At 67.1% G+C, this 16,939-nt stretch carries 17 protein-coding genes; 6 read left to right on the forward strand and 11 right to left on the reverse strand.

Annotated features, from left to right (window positions below):
- Positions 1-25 precede the first annotated feature (25 nt).
- The 4 genes from C8C93_RS22205 to C8C93_RS22220 all read right to left on the reverse strand — a co-directional run bounded on the left by C8C93_RS22205 (position 26) and on the right by C8C93_RS22220 (position 3,004).
- Complete coding sequence (locus tag C8C93_RS22205; RefSeq protein WP_121508328.1) at positions 26-562, reverse strand: RNA polymerase sigma factor; 537 nt, start codon at positions 560-562, stop codon at positions 26-28.
- A gap of 174 nt (positions 563-736) precedes the next feature.
- The gene (locus C8C93_RS22210) at positions 737-940 is read right to left on the reverse strand and encodes a DUF2892 domain-containing protein (protein ID WP_010466405.1); all 204 of its coding nucleotides are present in this window, start codon (positions 938-940) and stop codon (positions 737-739) included.
- A gap of 126 nt (positions 941-1,066) precedes the next feature.
- Positions 1,067-2,050, reverse strand: a complete 984-nt coding sequence (gene thiL / locus C8C93_RS22215; RefSeq protein WP_121508329.1) for a thiamine-phosphate kinase — start codon at positions 2,048-2,050, stop codon at positions 1,067-1,069.
- Between the two features lie 45 nt (positions 2,051-2,095).
- Positions 2,096-3,004: a LysR family transcriptional regulator gene (locus C8C93_RS22220; protein WP_121508330.1), complete on the reverse strand. Its 909-nt coding sequence runs from the start codon at positions 3,002-3,004 to the stop codon at positions 2,096-2,098.
- A gap of 163 nt (positions 3,005-3,167) precedes the next feature.
- Between C8C93_RS22220 and C8C93_RS22225 the strand changes: the two genes are divergently transcribed.
- Complete coding sequence (locus C8C93_RS22225) at positions 3,168-3,392, forward strand: hypothetical protein (RefSeq protein WP_147433269.1); 225 nt, start codon at positions 3,168-3,170, stop codon at positions 3,390-3,392.
- Positions 3,374-3,772 (forward strand): tautomerase family protein, encoded by a 399-nt coding sequence (locus C8C93_RS22230; RefSeq protein ID WP_121508331.1) that lies wholly within the window; start codon positions 3,374-3,376, stop codon positions 3,770-3,772. The genes C8C93_RS22225 and C8C93_RS22230 overlap by 19 nt, the downstream gene beginning before the upstream one ends.
- A gap of 21 nt (positions 3,773-3,793) precedes the next feature.
- Here the strand turns inward: C8C93_RS22230 and C8C93_RS22235 are convergent, their stop codons facing one another.
- The 4 genes from C8C93_RS22235 to apaG all read right to left on the reverse strand — a co-directional run bounded on the left by C8C93_RS22235 (position 3,794) and on the right by apaG (position 8,834).
- Positions 3,794-4,918, reverse strand: coding sequence for a YbdK family carboxylate-amine ligase (locus C8C93_RS22235; RefSeq protein ID WP_055395579.1), 1,125 nt, complete (start codon positions 4,916-4,918; stop codon positions 3,794-3,796).
- Positions 4,908-6,167 (reverse strand): cation:proton antiporter, encoded by a 1,260-nt coding sequence (locus tag C8C93_RS22240; RefSeq protein ID WP_121508332.1) that lies wholly within the window; start codon positions 6,165-6,167, stop codon positions 4,908-4,910. The genes C8C93_RS22235 and C8C93_RS22240 overlap by 11 nt, the downstream gene beginning before the upstream one ends.
- A 161-nt stretch (positions 6,168-6,328) precedes the next feature.
- The gene (locus C8C93_RS22245; protein ID WP_121508333.1) at positions 6,329-8,344 is read right to left on the reverse strand and encodes a site-specific recombinase; all 2,016 of its coding nucleotides are present in this window, start codon (positions 8,342-8,344) and stop codon (positions 6,329-6,331) included.
- An 82-nt stretch (positions 8,345-8,426) separates the two neighbouring features.
- Positions 8,427-8,834, reverse strand: a complete 408-nt coding sequence (apaG, locus tag C8C93_RS22250; protein ID WP_121421421.1) for a Co2+/Mg2+ efflux protein ApaG — start codon at positions 8,832-8,834, stop codon at positions 8,427-8,429.
- 88 nt (positions 8,835-8,922) lie between these two features.
- On the opposite strand from apaG, the gene rpe reads away from it, so the two are divergent.
- Complete coding sequence (gene rpe, locus C8C93_RS22255) at positions 8,923-9,603, forward strand: ribulose-phosphate 3-epimerase (protein WP_121508334.1); 681 nt, start codon at positions 8,923-8,925, stop codon at positions 9,601-9,603.
- 68 nt (positions 9,604-9,671) lie between these two features.
- On the opposite strand, the gene C8C93_RS22260 is transcribed toward rpe, so the two are convergent.
- The 3 genes from C8C93_RS22260 to C8C93_RS22270 form a co-directional block, all read right to left on the reverse strand.
- Entirely contained in the window at positions 9,672-10,064 is a 393-nt protein-coding gene (locus tag C8C93_RS22260; RefSeq protein ID WP_121508335.1) for a hypothetical protein, read from the reverse strand.
- A gap of 128 nt (positions 10,065-10,192) precedes the next feature.
- Positions 10,193-12,289 carry a HAMP domain-containing sensor histidine kinase gene (locus C8C93_RS22265; RefSeq protein ID WP_121508935.1) on the reverse strand — a complete coding sequence of 699 codons (2,097 nt, stop codon included), beginning with the start codon at positions 12,287-12,289 and terminating at the stop codon, positions 10,193-10,195.
- 29 nt (positions 12,290-12,318) lie between these two features.
- Positions 12,319-13,017, reverse strand: a complete 699-nt coding sequence (locus C8C93_RS22270; protein WP_121508336.1) for a response regulator transcription factor — start codon at positions 13,015-13,017, stop codon at positions 12,319-12,321.
- A gap of 348 nt (positions 13,018-13,365) precedes the next feature.
- Between C8C93_RS22270 and C8C93_RS22275 the strand changes: the two genes are divergently transcribed.
- The 3 genes from C8C93_RS22275 to gph all read left to right on the forward strand — a co-directional run bounded on the left by C8C93_RS22275 (position 13,366) and on the right by gph (position 16,933).
- On the forward strand, positions 13,366-14,604 hold the full coding sequence (locus C8C93_RS22275; RefSeq protein ID WP_370110888.1) for an SPFH domain-containing protein: 1,239 nt from the start codon (positions 13,366-13,368) through the stop codon (positions 14,602-14,604).
- 2 nt (positions 14,605-14,606) lie between these two features.
- Positions 14,607-16,142, forward strand: a complete 1,536-nt coding sequence (locus tag C8C93_RS22280; protein ID WP_233559537.1) for a hypothetical protein — start codon at positions 14,607-14,609, stop codon at positions 16,140-16,142.
- 101 nt (positions 16,143-16,243) lie between these two features.
- A complete protein-coding gene (gene gph, locus C8C93_RS22285) occupies positions 16,244-16,933 on the forward strand; it encodes a phosphoglycolate phosphatase (RefSeq protein WP_233559538.1) in 690 nt (229 codons plus the stop codon).
- Positions 16,934-16,939: the final 6 nt, after the last annotated feature.

Consider the following 16,939-nt stretch of genomic DNA (forward strand, 5'->3'; position numbering starts at 1 on the left):
CGTTAGATTGCGTGCACAGCGGGGCTCAGCGAGCCGCAGGCGCCGATGGCACCAGGTACTCGCGCACCAGGGCCCTTGCCCGGTGCAGTCGGCTTTTGGCGGCCTCGCGCGTCACCCCAAGCCGCTGCGCCATCTCCTCGATGGTCAGCTCCTCGAAGTCGCGCAGCAGGAGGGCCTCGCGGTACAGGGGCGGCAGTGAGTCGATGGCCAGGGCCAGGTCGTGGCGCAGCTCGTGGTCGGGGCGGTGCGACCAGGCGAGGTTGTCTTCGACTTGCGCCAGCGGCTCGGCCTTGAGCCACGCCAGCATCGGCCGCATGCACAGGCGCTGCACGATGCGCACCACCCAGCCACCAAACGCCGCCACCTCGCGCAGCGCGCCCACTCGGCGGTACACGATGATGAGCGCTTCCTGCACCACGTCGTCGGTGGCCGTGGTGGCTGCGCAATGGCGCAGCGCATAGCGGCGGATGTCGGGGCGGGTGAGGCGCAGCAGCTGCTCCATCGCCACGGCGTCGCCGCTGCGCGCGGCGGGAAGCAGCTGGGCGAGTGTGGGTGCGGTCATGGTTTTAGTCCTCCACAGTGCATTGCGCCACCCGCAGCCTGTGAAGCCGGTGCGACCCCTGCGCGGGCAGCCGCGCAAGGGCCGCCCCGCCGCGCTGGCTGCGTCCCCCTGCCCACGCACAGCATGAGAGCAGGGGGTGAAGGCGCGAAGCGACTCAGGGGGTGTTGTTTCATGTCATTCGACAGGCTTGCGGCCCACCATGGCGCAGGCGGGGCAGTAGCCAAATGCGCCGCTCAGGATGCTGCCAACGCCCGAGGCGGCCAGTGCCAGGCCCAGGGGCGATGCGGCCAGCCACCAGAGGCCCGCAGCGATGAGGGCGACGCCCCCCACAACGCGCAGCAGGCTTTCGGGACGGGTGATGTTTTTGCGGTACAGCATGGGAATGGGCTCCTTGGTCGGTTGAAGGAGGTGCCAACACAGGGCGCCTCCACCACCAAGAGCCGCGGGTATCGCAAAAGGATTCATGGTTTGCGAAAAAAAGTCGCGGCCAGTCACGGCTGCCCGTTACCGGAAATGGTCAAACGAGGCGTAGCGCTTGTCTACCGGTTGGCCCTGTGCATCCACCAGTTGCAGTCCAGGTGTGACCAGCACCGTGCCGATGCGGGCGACGGGCGTGCTGCTTGCCTGCGACGCGGCGGCCACCGCGTCACGCTGTGCGGGCGGGGCGGTGAAGGCCAACTCGTAGTCATCGCCGCCTGCCAGCGTGCATTGGTGGATAAATTCAGCATCAAATAGGCTGCTAGCGCTTGATGGATAAGCGCTAGAAGCTATCAATTTTGAAGTGATGTGCGTGTCGATCCGGGCCCCTACGCCGGAGGCCTTGAGGATGTGCGACAGGTCGCCCAGCAGCCCGTCGCTCACATCCATGGCGCTGCTGGCCACGCCGCGCAGGGCCAGGCCCAGGGCCACACGCGGGGTGGGGCGCTCCAGCCGCTGGCGCGCGCGGGCCAGCACGTCGGCGGGCAGGGGGATGTGGCCCAGCAGTGCCTCCAGCGCCAGGCGGGCGTCGCCCAAGTTGCCGCTCACGTAGATGTCGTCGCCGGGCCGCGCACCGCTGCGCAGCAGGGCCTGGCCGGGGGGCACCTCGCCAAACACGGTGATGCAGATGTTGAGTGGGCCCTGCGTGGTGTCGCCCCCCACCAGCTCGCAGCCGTGGGCATCGGCCAGCGCCCACATCCCGCGCGAGAAGCCTTCCAGCCAGGCCTCATCCACCCGGGGTAGTGACAAGGCCAGGGTAAACGCCAGCGGGCGCGCGCCGCACGCCGCCAGGTCCGACAGGTTCACGGCCAGCGCCTTGTGGCCCAGGGCGTCCGGGTCCACGTCTGCGAAGAAGTGGCGGCCCTCTACCAGCATGTCGCTGGAGATGGCCAGCTGCATGCCGGGTGTGGGCGCGAGCAGCGCGCAGTCGTCGCCCACTCCCAGCGCAACGGCACCGTCCGGGCGCGCGGGGCGCGTGAAGTAACGTGCAATCAGGTCGAATTCACCCACGGTGCGGTCCTAAAGAATCGGAGGAAGAAAACGGCGCGAACCCGCTCAGGCGCTCGGCTCTGCGGCGGAAAACCACTGCGCCCAGTGGTCGATGCAGGCCTGGATCTTGGGCAGACGGTGCCTGCGGGTGAGGGTGATGGCATGGATGGGGCTGGGCTGCAGGTCCACGCAGTCGGCCAGCACCGGCGCCAGCAGGCCCTGGCGCACCAGGGGCTCAGCCACCACCGTGGCCAGGCGCGCAATGCCCAGGCCTTGGAGCGCCAAACGCGCGGTGATGGCCGTGCTGCCCGAGCGCCAGTGGCCCTCGGCCACCAGCACCCGCGGTTCGCCATTGATCTGGAAAGGCCAGTGGTTCAGAAACGCCACCGCGCTGTTGGTGATGAGCCGGTGCTGGCGCAGATCGTCGGGGCGCTGGGGCACGCCGTGTGTCTGCAGGTAGCCGGGTGTGGCGTACAGCGCGCGTGCCAGCGTGCCCAGCGGGCGCGCCACCACGGTGTCGGTCAGCGGCGGGCCGGTGCGGATGGCGATGTCGATGCCATCGCGCGCCATGTCGGCCATGCGGTCGTCCACTACCAGTTCCACACGCAGTTGCGGGTGCTTGTGCTGCAGGCTGTCGAAGCTGGGGATCAGCAGGTGTTCGGCCACCACCGAGCTGGACGCCACGCGCACCCAGCCGCTGGGCTGGCCACTTTGCTGGGCGAACTCGCCCTCCAGCTCGTCGAGCGTGCCGGTGATGCGGCGGCAGTAGTCCAGAAAGGTCAGCCCCTCGGGTGTGGGAGTGAGGCCGTGGGTCGTGCGGTGCAGCAGCCGTGCGCCGCAGGCTTTCTCGATGCGCGCCAGCGTGCGCGAGACCTGGCTCACCGGCGCATCGCGCTCGCGCGCTACCGCCGAGAGCGAGCCCAGATCGGTCACGCGCACGAACAGGTGCATGTCTTCAAAGCGGATATCGCGCATCGGGCAATGGTAACGGCGGGGGGCTGGGGAGCCTCTGCACGAATCGTCGCGCTCGATGCGCGCACAGGCCCCTTGCAATCTGTGCAAAACGGCCTTGCAGCGCAGGCGGTTTCCGCCGTGCCCGGTGCTGCCTACAGTGGCTTCACCCTGAAAGGAAATGAGCATGTACCCACAGCACCTGCACCCCGATGACTACCAGCGACTGCGCGACGAGGCCAAGCGCCACGCGCTGCAGCTGCGGCAGGACGCGATTCGCGAAGCCCACACCTGGGTGGCGCGTGGGTTCCTGCGCATGGTCCGCCGGGCTTTCCACCTCGCGCGCACTGAAGCTGCGCCCATGAATCCTTCCACCCCGGAGCTGAAAACACCATGCCAACCCTTGTTCTGAAACTCGCCCCGCTACAAAACCCCGAGCGCTACCGGCAGCTGGCCAGCGCGCTGACCGACTTGACCGTGGACCTGCTGGGCAAGCGCCGCGAGGTGACGGCGGTGGTCATCGACGACCTGCCCGCCGCGCGTTGGCACATCGGCGGTGCGCCCATCGAGCAGCCCACGGCACTGCTGGAGATCAGCATCACAGAGGGTACGAACACACGGGAAGAGAAGGCCGCCTTCATCCAGGCCGCATTTGCTGAACTGCAGCGCCAGCTGGCCGGTGACGGCGCGCTGGCCACGGCCAGCTACGTGGTGGTGCGGGAGCTGCCCGCCAGCGACTGGGGCTATGGCGGGCGCACGCAGCAGGCGCGCAAGCTGGCGCTGGCGGCGTGAAGGTGCGGGTGCGAGGCGCGCTCAGGCTGGTGCGCCGCGAAAGCGCTGCGCTGCCTGGCGGCTGACCTCGGCCAGCAATTGCTCTTCGCGTTGGCGCTCGCGCAGCCAGCGCGCGTCGTTCTGACCCGCCTCCGCCTCAGTGCGCAGCATGTGCATGGCGCTTGATGCGCCTTGCACGGCGGCGTGTCCGGCGATCTTGTCCATGGTCTTAAGGATGTGCTCGCGCAGCGGCATGTGGTCGCCTGTAGCCGGGTCTACATACACCGCATCCATGCCAAAACGGCAGGCCTGGAAGCGGTTGTAGGTGTACACAAGGTAGTCGTCTTCGGCGGGCATGAAGGGCTGGTCGGCCAGAAACCACGCGCCCAGAGACTGCACGTAGCCCGCGAGTGCGGCAGCGCGCTCAATGGTCAGCGGCGTGTCGAACACGCGGATCTCGATGGTGCCGAACTCGGGCTTGGGGCGAATGTCCCAGTAGAAGTCCTTCATGCTCTTGACCACGCCGGTGCGCGTCATCTTGTCGAAGTAAACCGTGAAGTCATCCCAGGTCAGGGCCATGGGGGCGCGGCCTGACAGCGGAAACGCAAACACCGAGTTCAGGCGTGCCGAGTCGAAGGCCGTATCCTGGCCCTGCACATAGGGGCTCGATGCCGACAGTGCGATGAAGTGAGGGATGTAGCGCGACATGCGGTGCAGCATGAGCAGCGCGGCGTTCGCGTCGGGGCAGCCGATGTGCACGTGCTGGCCGAAGATGGTGAACTGCTTGGACAGGTAGCCATACAGCTCGGACAGCTCACGAAAACGCGGCTTGTCGTAGATGCGCCGCTCGTGCCACTGCTGGAAGGGGTGCGTGCCGCCGCCCACCACGGCGATGTTGAGCTTGTCAGCGCTTTTGACCAGCGCATCGCGGATGGGCGTGAGCTGGCCCAGCACTTCGCTGGCCGAGTGGCAGATGCCGGTGGAGATCTCGATCATGCTATTCGTCATCTCGGGCACCACGCTGCCGGGCAGCGGGGTTTTCTTCATGAGGCGCAGCATGTCCTCGGCATAGGGGGCCAGGTCATAGTCGTTGGTGTTGACGAGCTGCAGCTCCAGCTCAACACCCAGCGTCAGCGGTTCGGAATGGTTGAAGGCTTCAAGACTCACGGCTGTTTTCTCCGTTGTTGCTGCGGGTCAATGGCGCCCAGGGTTTGGAGCTTTCGCCCGCACGGTAAATGGCCACGGTGGCGATCACGGCGCCCAGCACCTCCATCAGCAAGATGGCCGGCAGCGCCACACCGGCAATCACATGGCCGGTGGAAGGCGAGGCCAGCACGAACTGCGAGGCGATCAAGAGTGCGATGGACGACATCGGTGTCATCGCGCAGCCCACCCACAGCGCCTGCTTCCAGCTCGCACCGCTGCCCACGTTGCCCAGTGCCACGCCGGTGGCCTTGGCCACTAGGCGCACGGCAATCAGGGCCAGCACCACGCCGGCCACCGGGGCGCTCCAGTCGGCCTGCGCCGCCACCGTAGAGACCAGCACAAACATCAGCATGGTGAGCAGTGACGACGCATTGCCCAGCTGGCGGGGCCAGGCCCAGGGGCGCGGGTTGAGTTGCTTGAGCAGCATGCCGCCGAGCAGCGCCGCCAGCGGCGCAGAGCCGCCCATATGTGCGGCCACGGCCGTGCCTGCGGCTACCAGGGCCAGGAAGAGCATGGAAGTGTTTTCGCTCGTGGGGCTCATCACCCGCAGCGCCATGCGCAGCACCAGCGCCAGCACCGCCGCCACGATGATCGAAACCCCCAGCACCACCACCACGGGCGAGATCGTTTCGAGCACGGTCACGCTCTGTCGGTTGAGCAGCTCCGCCTTGGCGCTGCCGAGGGTGAGCGCGTACAGCGTGGACAGCGTGGTGAGCACGATGGCGCGTTCCGTCACGGGCCCGGCGGCGCGGGTGTCGGCCACCACGCGCGTGAGCACGGCGGGTGAAGCCGCGAGCGCCACCAGGGCCAGCGGCCCGGCCACCTGCGTGGGCAGGTTCAGCCACACCAGCACCCAGTACACGGCGAAATAGGTCAGCACCGATTCGGCAATGCTCTGCACCAGCACCATCGGGTTGTGGCGGAACCAGCGCAGCGGAATGCGGCCACCACATTCAAAGAGCACCAGGGCAATGCCCAGCTCCAGCAGGAACAGGCCAATGCCCTGCAGCGGCCACACGGCACCGCTGAAGCCCGCCAGCCCGGCGGCGGTGCCTACCAGCGAATAGCCGAGCACCTTGGGCAGGCCGGTGTGGCGCTGCGTGAGATAGCCCGCCATGGCGGCCACGGCCAGCAGCAGCGACCATTGCACCGTGGGCAACCCGGCCGAGGGGCGCAGCCACTGCGCCCAGAAGGTCAGGATTTCGTTCATGTCATGGAACCTCTGCGTCAGACGGGCGGTGCCCGTTGGTGTGAAAGGGCCCGCGCACAGGCCCTCCGCAGATGGGAGGGGGTGCGCTTGGGCGTTGGTGCCCCGAATTTACAGGCGGAAACATTCCGGCCATGTAGGACAGATGCGGCGGTTGCCCGCCGTCAGGCCTGCGACGATACACCAACGCTGGCTTGCCGCGCTGGCACAAAAAAGCTCAGGGGCGCGCTGCGCAGGCGGGCGCGAATTGCGGCGTAGATGCGCGAGCGGTCTACACCGCTCACGTTTTGCGCGCGCAGCGCCAGGCTGAAGGCCAGATAAAAACTTACTGACACATTCAGCGCACCCAGAAAGGGCAGCGAGGCCACGGCCCACCAGAATGCGGGCAAATGCAGCACCTGCGGGCCCAGTGCGGCGCTGGCGGCAGCCACCTGGCCGGTGGACAGCGTGACGTGGCGCACATCGAGCCCCAGCCCAAAAAACGCGGCAAACGCGGGCACCAGGCCGAGCATGAAACCCAGTGAGACATTGGCCGCAAGGCCCGAGAGGTTTTCGCGCAGGAAGCGGGCCCAGCGCGCGGCGCGCTCGGCGCCCAGCAGCCCGGTGATGCGCGGGTTGTAGTGCAAAGCTGAGTCCATGCGGTGGAGCACAAACCAGTTCTCCGTCCAGCCCGCAATGATGCTGGATGCAAACAGCAGCACCCCGGTAAAGGCCGCAAAAAACAGCGAAGGCCCGAGCAGGTGCAAGGATGCGAGCACATGCTCTGCCTCCTTCACGCTGATGGCGGGGCCGCCCGTGGCCAGGGCAATCATCGTGGCCAGCGCCAGCACGGCGGGGAAGACCACCAGCACATTGCCCAGCACGGCTGCCACCTGGGAGCGCACCAGGTGCGTGATCTCATCCACAAACGCCTCGATCGCGCCGCCCGGGCCCAGCTCTTTGAGCTTGGCTGCCATGGCCGGCGCCGTCATGGCCGGTTGTTTGGTGGCCACCGTGAAGTGCAACAGCTGGATCAGCACAAAGCTCACGGCGTAGTTGACCCCCGCCATGAACCCGCCCCAGAACGCCGACAGCGCCAGCGCATGGAGGCCGAACTTGGTCAGTGTGGTGAACGCCATCAGGGCGCCGCCGCCCGCCGCCTTGCGCAGCATGGCGCGGTATTCGGTGCCCGTGCGGGTGATGTAGTGCTCGCCCGTCTCGGCGCTGCGCTCGGCCACCTTGGCCGCCAGCAGCGAGGAGTTGGACGCCAGCAACGCGCGCAGGCTGCGCCGCTCCTGTCCCACCATCACCAGGTGAGCCATGAGCTGCGCCGCCGTGACGGCTGGTTGGGCCGACAGCAGGCAGTCGAGCAATTCGCGCACGCGCAGGATGCGCTCGCGCAGCTGCCGCAGGCGAAAGACCAGGCCCACTGAAATGCCGTTGTCTTCGAAATGCGTGTACACGGTGGCTGCCGCCGCGCGGCAGGCCTCCAGGCGCTCGCGCAGGCGCTGGGCCGACTCGTTGAGCCGGTCAGGCGTGCGCAGCGCATGCAGCACCTCCACGCGCAGGCTCTCCACATCGCGGATCAGTGCATGAAAAGGCTGCGCCTCGCGCGCGGATTCGCTCATGCGCAACCGGAGTTCGGGGGCAAAGCCGGTCGAGAGAATCTGCCCCGCGCAGTAGGTGATGGCGTCGAGCAGGGCGCGGTGCCAGCGCGTGGCGCCACCGGGGCTGTTGTTGCCACCCGGGGAAGCCAGCAACTCCACCAGCCGGTTCAGCTGGGCTTCGTCGAGCGCCGCGAGCCACTGGGCGTCAAAAGCGCTGGGCAGCGCCAGCATGAAAAGCTCGGACGCGTCGATGGTCTCTGGGCTGCCCGGCAGCAGCTTGGTGCGCAGGCGTTCCGCCATCTCGCTGACCAGCGCAGTGCGGGGCGCAAAGCCAAAATCGGCCAGCAAGGTGGTGATATCGACCTGGCCCACCAAGGTGGCCCACCAGGCTTGCAGCCGCTGCTGGAGATCGGGCCGTGCCGCGACCGCATCGATGAAAAGCTGCACCCGGCCCACAGCGGCAGGCACCGAATCGCGCTTGCCGCGCACCCAGTCCAGCAGGTGGATGAGCCACAGATGGCGATGGGCCAGGTCAGCGGCCGGGTCGAGAGCCGCCAGAATGCTGGCCAGGTCGGAATGGGGGGTGTTTTTCATCGCCGGGCCGCCCCAAGATGAAAAGCGGCCCCCTTGGGGGGCAGCGACCACACGAAGTGGGGAGCGTGGGGGCAATAGCGCTTCAATGCAGCACCCGGCCGCTCAAAGGTTCGCCCGAAGGGCCGTGGCTGATCGCCTCCAGCACGAACAACGGCACCGGGCTGTTGAAGGGCTCGCCATCTTCGGCCACGCAGTGAAAGGTGCCGTGCATGGTCCCGCTGGAGGTGCGAAGCCGGCAACCGCTGGTGTACTGGAACGATTCGCCCGGCTTGAGCAGCGGCTGGTGGCCCACCACGCCCAGGCCCTTGACCTCTTCGGTGTGGCCCCGGGAGTCACTGATGATCCAGTGGCGCGAAATCAGCTGCGCAGGCGTTTCCCCGGAATTGGTGATGGTGATGGTGTAAGCGAAGCTGAACACCCCCGTGTCCGGCGCAGACTGCTCGGGCAGGTATTCGGGCAGCACTTCCACGTCAAACTGGTACTTTGGCATGGGGCGAATGGTAACCGTGGAGATTCGTAAAAAGTGCATGCCCGTGGGGTAAAACCCCAGGGCTTCTGCGCTTTGCGACAATCGGAGGATGAGCCGCACATTCCGAATCGCCCCCTCCATCCTCTCCGCCGACTTCGCCCGCCTGGGTGAAGAGGTGCGCAATGTCATTGCCGCTGGCGCAGACTGGATCCACTTCGACGTGATGGACAACCATTACGTGCCCAACCTCACCTTCGGCCCCATGGTGTGCCAGGCGCTCAAGCCCCATGCCAAGACCGCCGCCGGTGTGGCCGTACCGATCGATGTGCACCTGATGATCCAGCCGGTGGACGCCCTGGCCGCCGCGTTTGCCGACGCGGGGGCGGACTACATCAGCTTTCACCCCGACGCCTCGGGCCATGTGCACCGCAGCATCCAGGCCATCCGTTCCAAGGGCGTCAAGCCCGGCCTGGTGTTCAATCCGGCGGAGCCGCTGGACGTTCTCGACTGGGTAATCGACGACATCGACCTCATCCTCATCATGAGCGTGAACCCCGGCTTTGGCGGCCAGAGCTTCATCGACTCGGCCCTGCGCAAGATCGAAGCTGTGCGCAAGCGCATCGACGCCTCGGGCAAGGACATCCGCCTGGAAGTGGATGGCGGCATCAAGACCGACAACATCCGCCGCGTGGCCGATGCGGGTGCTGACACCTTTGTGGCGGGCAGCGCCATCTTTGGCAAGCCCGACTACCAAGGCGTCATCGACGCGATGCGCGCAGAACTGGCGTGATCTCCTGAGCCGCTGCGCAGACTTTGCGCGGTGGCCGTTTTCACAGACCACGCCTTCCTGGAGCTTGGTTATTGTTGCGCAGGGACGGTGATCGTCGTGGTGGTCGATTCACGCAACACGCCGCCGCCGGACACCGAGCCACTCGCCGGGCTGCTTTGCACACGGCGCATGCAATCAGCCTGGTCGGCAGCCGTCTGGAACGCAGCACAACGCTGTGTGGCGTTGTCGTTTGCGGCGGCTCCAGGGTTGCTCAGATCGCCCTTGCGCGAAGCATCCAGCGCGTTGTTGGCCTCGCGCAGACAGGTGGCCAGACTGTCCTGGGTGTTGTTGGTCATGCACTTTTCCCGCTCCTGCTCATAGCGTGCCCGCGCGTCCTGAGGCGGCGTTTGTGCGGATACACCCGCGCATGCCAGCAACAAGGCGGCGGTGAAGAGGGGGGTGGCAAAGGGAATGCGTTTCATGAAAGGGCTCCTGGGGCAATCGCAGACGGTGGTCTGAACGTATGCCTGCAGGGTAGGCCCTCCTGCTGCGCGTCCCTGTCGGACAGTGCCGCCCCCTGCCGTGCGCGGGGCGCGTGTTTCGGGCATGGTCAGCCCAGGCGCTGAAAAGTCAGGACGAAGGCCACGCCATCGGCCGTATTGCGCGCGTTGATCGTGCCGCCCATCTTGGCCATGTAGGTCTTGGCCACGAACAGGCCCTGGCCCCGGTGCCCGCTCTCGCCGTCGGGCATGGGAAGGCTGGGGTCGGACACCCCCAGCTCAAAGATGCGCCCCAGCAGATCCTCGGCAATGGTGGCGCCCTGGTTGCGCAGCGTGGCGCTGGCAGTCGACTCGGAGGCCGCCAGCGTCAGCGTGATGGCCGTGCCCGGCGGGCGGTAGCGGTCGGCATTGCGCAGGATGTGGGTCACCACGTCTTCCAATGCAAATTCGTCCGCCCGAACGATGACCGGGCCCGCCCCTCCTTCATAGACCACGTTGTCGATGCCTGCAAAGTGCGCGTTGTTGGCCACGTGGTGCAGGAAGGCATTCAGGTCCAGTCGACCCTGCGGCACGTCGGCCGCCTGCAACGCCTCCGCAGGGGAGGCCGTGCCATACAGCACATGCACGGCCTGCTGCATGCGCTGGATGTAGCGGTGGCCCGGGTCGTCGGCGCTGCCGTGCAGCACCATGAGCGATTGCAAAGGGGACATGATCTCGTGCCCCACGGCATGCCACATGTCGCGCTCCTGCTGGGCGCGCAACTGTTCGCGCTGGATATCGTCCTTCACACGCTGGAGCAGGTCGGCCAGGCCGCCAGCCAGAATACCCAGCTCGTCCGATCCGCGCAGGTCCGACACGTCCAGGTCGCCCAGGCGGGGGCCGATGTGCCCGTCCTGCACGTTGTACGAAACTGCTGCCGCGCGGCGGGTGAGGGCGGTCACTCGGCGGATGAGGCCCACCTCCACCACCAGCCAGGCCAGCGCGATAGCCGCGAGCATGGCGCCCAGGTACCACGACATGCGGGTGGCCACGGCGGCAAGGCCCTGCTCCACGCCGCGCAGGTTGCCGGTAAAGGTGACGGCATAGTTGCCCGCCGGGGTGTCCAGAATGTCGAGGCCGGCCGGTACCGGCTGCGCCTGATGATCGCCAGCGGCTTGCCACTCCAGCGGCAGCCAGCTGATAAGGCGCAGCAGCCAGGGCGCCGAAGGGTCTGCCTGCACTTCGGAACCCTTGAGCGTGATCGCTTCGCTGTCGCTCGTGCCCAGCTTGCGGATCTGCACCTGTTCGCCGGGCAGCAGGGTGCGCGCCACCTCCGCCAGCGAAGCCGCAGCCTGGGCACCGGGGGCATTGCTGTCGAACAGCGCCGCGCCCGTGCCAGGCGCCAGCATTTCCACCCGCACGCGCATGTTGCCAAGATCCTGTGGCGGCCAGACCAGGCGCTGCTTGTCAAACAGCGCTTCGCGGAACAGCTCCACCGGCAGGCGGATGGAGTAGAAGGTGCGGCGCAGGCAATCGGGCACGGCGCCCGCCAGATCCCGGCACTGGCCGTTCTGCCAGAGCCAGCCGCGAAAATCCCGCACTGGCCGCGCCCGGGCATCCAGGGACTCTTCTCCGCTGTCCACGAATCCTGTCAGGCGGCCCCGGGTGCTGATCGTGCCCTGGGGTGGCAGTGCTTCAAAAGGCGCCACCCAGCGGTAGGTAGCGCCGCGCATGTCCAGCGTGATGCGGGCGCGGTGCACGGCCTGCACATCCAGTGCGCCACGTTCGCGGGGCACCAGCTCGCCCGCGTAGAAGCTGCCCACCAGGTAAATGAAGCCCCCGGCATAGGGGTTGTTGCCGATGGCCGCGCAGACCGACGAACCGTCGGGGTACTGCACCGCGCAGCCCGCCATTTCCACGGCCTGTTGGGCCTTGTTTTGGTCGTCGAAATCTAGCGCCGCATAGGGCAGCAGCAGGGGCGCCAGCGGCGCGGGGGCGGCGCCACGGTTGCCCGCATTGAGCAAGGCCAGCTGCCCAGAGGGGTGGCGCAGACGGGCCATGACCTCGGACTGGCTGCGCGCGAAGCCGTGCTGGTAGCTCTGCCAGCCACGCTCCTTTTCTTCCTTGAGCAGCACCACGCTCAGCGCGACGGTGGCCAGCGCCAGCAGCACAAACACGCTGCGCACCAGAATCCGCAACCGGAAGGCGGGCAGGCCCAGGCGGGGCATCTCCAGCGCGGGGTGGCGGAGCAGACGCTTCACTTGCCAGTCCAGCGAAAGCCGCGCATGGGCACGTTCTCAATGCCTTCAAAGCTGGGGTCCACCTCGCGCAGGGCCTCGCGGATGGTGCTGACGTGCTTGCGCACGTTGTCGCGGTTGCGCCCGCTTTTCACCACCTCAAAAAGTTCGTCGTACGACACCACCTCGCCACTGCGCTGGTGCAGCGTGGCCAGGATGCGCTGGGCCGTCAGCGGCAGGTTGATGCGCTCGCCGCGCCAGGTGGGGGAGCGCTGCCACAGCGGGTCCAGCACCAGCGCATCGCCCACCGGGGCGGGTGCTGTGCGGGTCGGAGTCTGTGCCTGCGTGGTGCGCAGGATGTCGAGAAAGGTCTCGATGAAGTCGGCCTCCTCGAACGTGGTCTTTTGCAGGTAGTCCCACGCGTCCAGCGCCTTCATGATGCTGCGGTAGATGGCCGCAGGCATGGCCGACACCACCAGCACCGGTGTGCCCTGGCGGCGCTTGTTGATGGCGTTGATGAGCGCCACGCCCGCATGGCGCTCACGGCCCAGTTCGATGTCAAGGACCACGGCGTCGTAGTGCTCGCGCGCCAGGGCGGCTTCGGCGTCGTCGCGCGTGAACCACTGGTCAATCACGATGCCGCTCTTCGCACTGGCAATCCAGCCCGCCAGCTGGTTGCTGGTGGGCAGGTCGTCTTCGATCACGGCAATGCGGGTCATGGGCGGGGCGCGGAGTAAGGGTGCGTCGATTATCCGGGGCGCCTTGCTTGCCCGGTGTGAAGGTTTCTTCCGGGTCCGGAGGGTTTGTGCGGTGGGTGTGAGGGCTTTGGGGTGCGCGCTGCGTTGTTGCTTCCGGGGTGAATCCGAAGAATCAGTCCCCAATGAGCAGCCCGATCGGACGGCTCAGAAGCAGACAACAACTTCACCCTACCGAGAGAGAGAAACCCCATGAAAACCGCCTGGAACCGCATCGTACAAGCCCTGCGTGGCCGCAATGCCGCCCCCCGCCCGCTGGACGCCAGCGGCGAATGGCCGCAAGACGCGGCACCTTCGCAGACGGAAGCTGCCATGCCAGCATCCGCAGACGTGGACGCAGGGCGCATCCACTGGGCGTACCTGCTGCCCACGGCCAGCACGGTGCGCTGGATGGTGGCCGGTGCCGTGGTGGTCGGTGCAGGGGGCCTTGTGCTTCGCCACCCGCCGGTGCAGCAGCTGGGCCAGGGGGAGCTGGCGGTCCGCATGAACCAGTTCACCGGTTCGGTGAGCCAGTGGCGTGATGGCAGCATGTGGGTGGTTCCGGGCCTGCACAGCGTGCGCATCTTCTCTCTGCGGGACCAGAGCTACCGCCCTGAAGCCATGCGCCAGGCCAATGGCAGCGCACCCTTGCAATCGGTGGAAGGACTGTCGTTCGGGCTTGACCTGAGCGTGCGCTACGCACTCGATCCTGCCTCCGAAACCGTCAAGGCTGGCCGCCTGCCCGATGATGTGGACGCCGACATCGTGGCACCTGCCGTGCAGGGGTTGGTCTACAAGGTGTTTGCCCGCTACACCGTGCGTGAAATTTTCTCGTCCAAGCGTGCCGAGATCGCACAAATCATCGAGACTGAACTGCGCACGCGCCTGGCCGCCGATGGCGTGCTGCTGCGCCACGTGCAGATCGGCAAGGTGGACCTGCCCGCCGAGTACCGCCGCGGCATGGACAGCCTGCTGGCCGAGGAACTGGCTTCCGAGAAGATGCGCTACACGCTGGAGCTGAAAGACAAGCGTGTGAAGGAGACCGAACTCGACGCCAATGCCGACAAGGTGCGCCGCGAGGTGGCTGCTGAAGCTGCGGCCCGCGAGCAGGTGATCGCCGCCCGCGCCCAGGAAGAGGCGATGAAACATGTGCTGCCCTTCAAGCAGCGCCAGATCGAGCAGCGCCAGCTGGAGGCCGAGGCCGAAAAGGTATCGCGCATCAAGGCCGCTGAGGGCGGCGCCCAGGCCCGCCGCATCGAAGCCAACGGCGAGGCGGATGCCCGCCAGAAGCTGGCTGAGGCCGAGGCCTACCGCATGGACCGCATCGGCAAGGTGAACGCCGAGCAGATGGCGCGCGAAGGAGCGCTGGTCACCAAGCATCCGCTGCTCATCCAGAAGACGCTGGCTGACAAGCTCTCCGACAAGATCCAGGTCATCATCGCGCCGCCTCCGACCAACGGTGATTTCATCGGCGCGGCGCTGCTGGGCGGTAGCCGCAATGCGCAAGCCGGTGCTGTGCAGGCTGCAGGCGTGGCCGACGACGCCTCCACCGTCCAGGCTGTGGAGCAATGAACATGAATCTCACGACCTTGACCTTCGTCGCGGCGGTCGCCAGCGCTGCAGTCACGGTGGCCTCTGCCGCCGTGCCTCCTGCTTCGGCCAATGCCCTGGCCAATGCCTTGGGCAGTGCCATCGTGGTGCAGGACCAGGCCAGCCTGCGTGCCGCGCCGCGCGATGGCGCCCAGCAGCAGGCCAGCCTGTGGCAGGGCGAGGTGCTGGAGGTGCGCGGCGAGCGCCTGGATTACCTGCAGGTGTGGGACCACAAGCGTGAGCGCGGCGGCTTCATCCGCGCCAGCGATGTGCGCCGCATGGCACTGACCGAGGCCGAAGGCCCCGCGTTGCTGGCTGTGCTGCGTTTCATGCAAGACACGCCGGGTGCTGAGGCGCTGGGGATTGGCCTCACCGCCGCGTACCTGCAGGTGGCTCCCGGCCAGCTGCTGGCGGGTGTCGAGGGCGCGCAGGCTTTTGATGCGCTGGGCACGTTCGCCGACCGGCTTGCACGTCGCGCCTCGGTGGCCGTGCCGGGCAAGGCTTCGGGGGCCACGCTGTCCGCGCACCTGGATGTGGCCAATGCCTACGGCGTGCGTTTTGCCACCTATGAGGTGGAGGGCCGCATGCAGGTTTGCTATGAAGGCGAAGCCTTTCGCCGCGTGCTGGCCATGCCGGTGGCCGATGCCGCCCAGCGCGCCCGCGCCGCCCTGGCGCTGACGCGGCCAGAGTGCATCAACCCCGACCTGCCAGCTCACGAACGCGCCAAGGTGCACGCCTGGCAGGTCGATGTGCTGGAGCGTGTGGACGTTGCCGGCTTGCCGCCCTACCTGCGCAACCGCGTGCAGATGCGCCGCGCCAGCGTGTGGGGCGCCACGGCTTTCGAGCAGGCGCGCAAGAATGTTGCAGATCCAGCGGTGGCTGCCGCTGCTGCGCGCGCGCTGACCGAGTTCGCCGGCGTGAGCAAGGCCGACCTGCCCGACGAGGATCAAAGCGCCTACAACGATGCGGCCATGCGGGTGAGTGCGGTGCGCTGGGCACTGGTGCCCACTACCGCGCCAGCGGCCCCGTCCAAAGCAGCCCGCCCGACCCTGGTGACCGAGCCCGGCGCTCCCGGTGAAACCTGTGTGCTGCTGGTGGATGCCCAGCACACGGCCCAGGCCCCGCTGCTGCGCCGCTGCACCTATGGCGTGGTCTGGTCTGCGTCGGCCAGCACCAACCGCGAAGGCACGGCGGTGGCCCTGGCCGTGCAACCCCTGGAAGGCTGGCGCGAGCTGTGGGTGCTGCGCAAGACCGAAGGCGGCTGGCTCGCCGATGTGCTGCCGCCAGCGGCCACCACGCCAGAAACCGGTGTTGCCGAATGGGCCGGATGGGTGCCCGGCGGACAGCAGATGCTTGTGGCACGCGAGGCGCGGGGCCAGGGGCGCTACCGCAAGAGCTTTGAGGTGGTGCGGTTGGACGGCCTGACCACTGAGCGGGTCACGGGCGATGTGGCAGCGCTGCCTTTGTTCCAGCGCTGGCAAGACCCTGCGTGGAAGCGGCAGACGCTGAGCTTGCGCTGAGTGCAGGGTGGGCGGGAAGAAGAAGGCTTCATCGGCTCCTTAAACTTGGGCAACTTTTTCCTCTTCCGTCTTTCTGCCTTATGTCCCACGCCGCCGACCCCATGTTGTCTTCTCTGCTGTCCCGTGTAGATGCCGTCATCGTGGACCTGGACGGCACCATGGTGGACACCATGGGGGATTTCAACGAGGCGATCAATCGCATGCTCCGTGAGCTGGCCCTGCCGAGCATCGAGGCCCTGCACATCGAACACATGGTGGGCAAAGGCTCGGAGCATTTGCTGCGATCAGTGCTAAAACACGTGCTAGCGCTTGATGGGATTGCGCAAGATGCTATAAAAAGCGAAGCATACTATCCCGCAGCCTGGGCCAGCTACCAGCGCCACTACCTGGCGATCAATGGCCAGTTTGCAGGGGTTTACCGGGGTGTGGAGGACGGTCTGAAGGCGCTGCATGCCCGGGGGCTGCGCCTGGCCTGCCTGACCAACAAACCCACGGACTTTGCGCTGCCGCTTCTGAAGTCCAAGGGCCTCGACGGGTATTTCGAGAAAGTGTTTGGCGGTGACGCCTTCGAGCGCAAGAAGCCCGATCCTCTGCCCCTCCTCAAGACCTGCGAAGCGCTGGGCACTGCCCCCGCGCGCACGCTGATGCTGGGCGATTCCAGCAACGACGCGCAGGCTGCCCGCGCTGCCGGGTGCCCCGTGGTGCTGGTCACCTACGGCTACAACCACGGCGCGCCCGTTCGGGCCGTGGATGCCGACGGTTTTGTGGATTCGCTGGCGCAGCTGACCTGAGCCGCT

Source organism: Acidovorax sp. 93, from assembly GCF_003633835.1.
Lineage (GTDB): Bacteria > Pseudomonadota > Gammaproteobacteria > Burkholderiales > Burkholderiaceae_C > Acidovorax > Acidovorax facilis.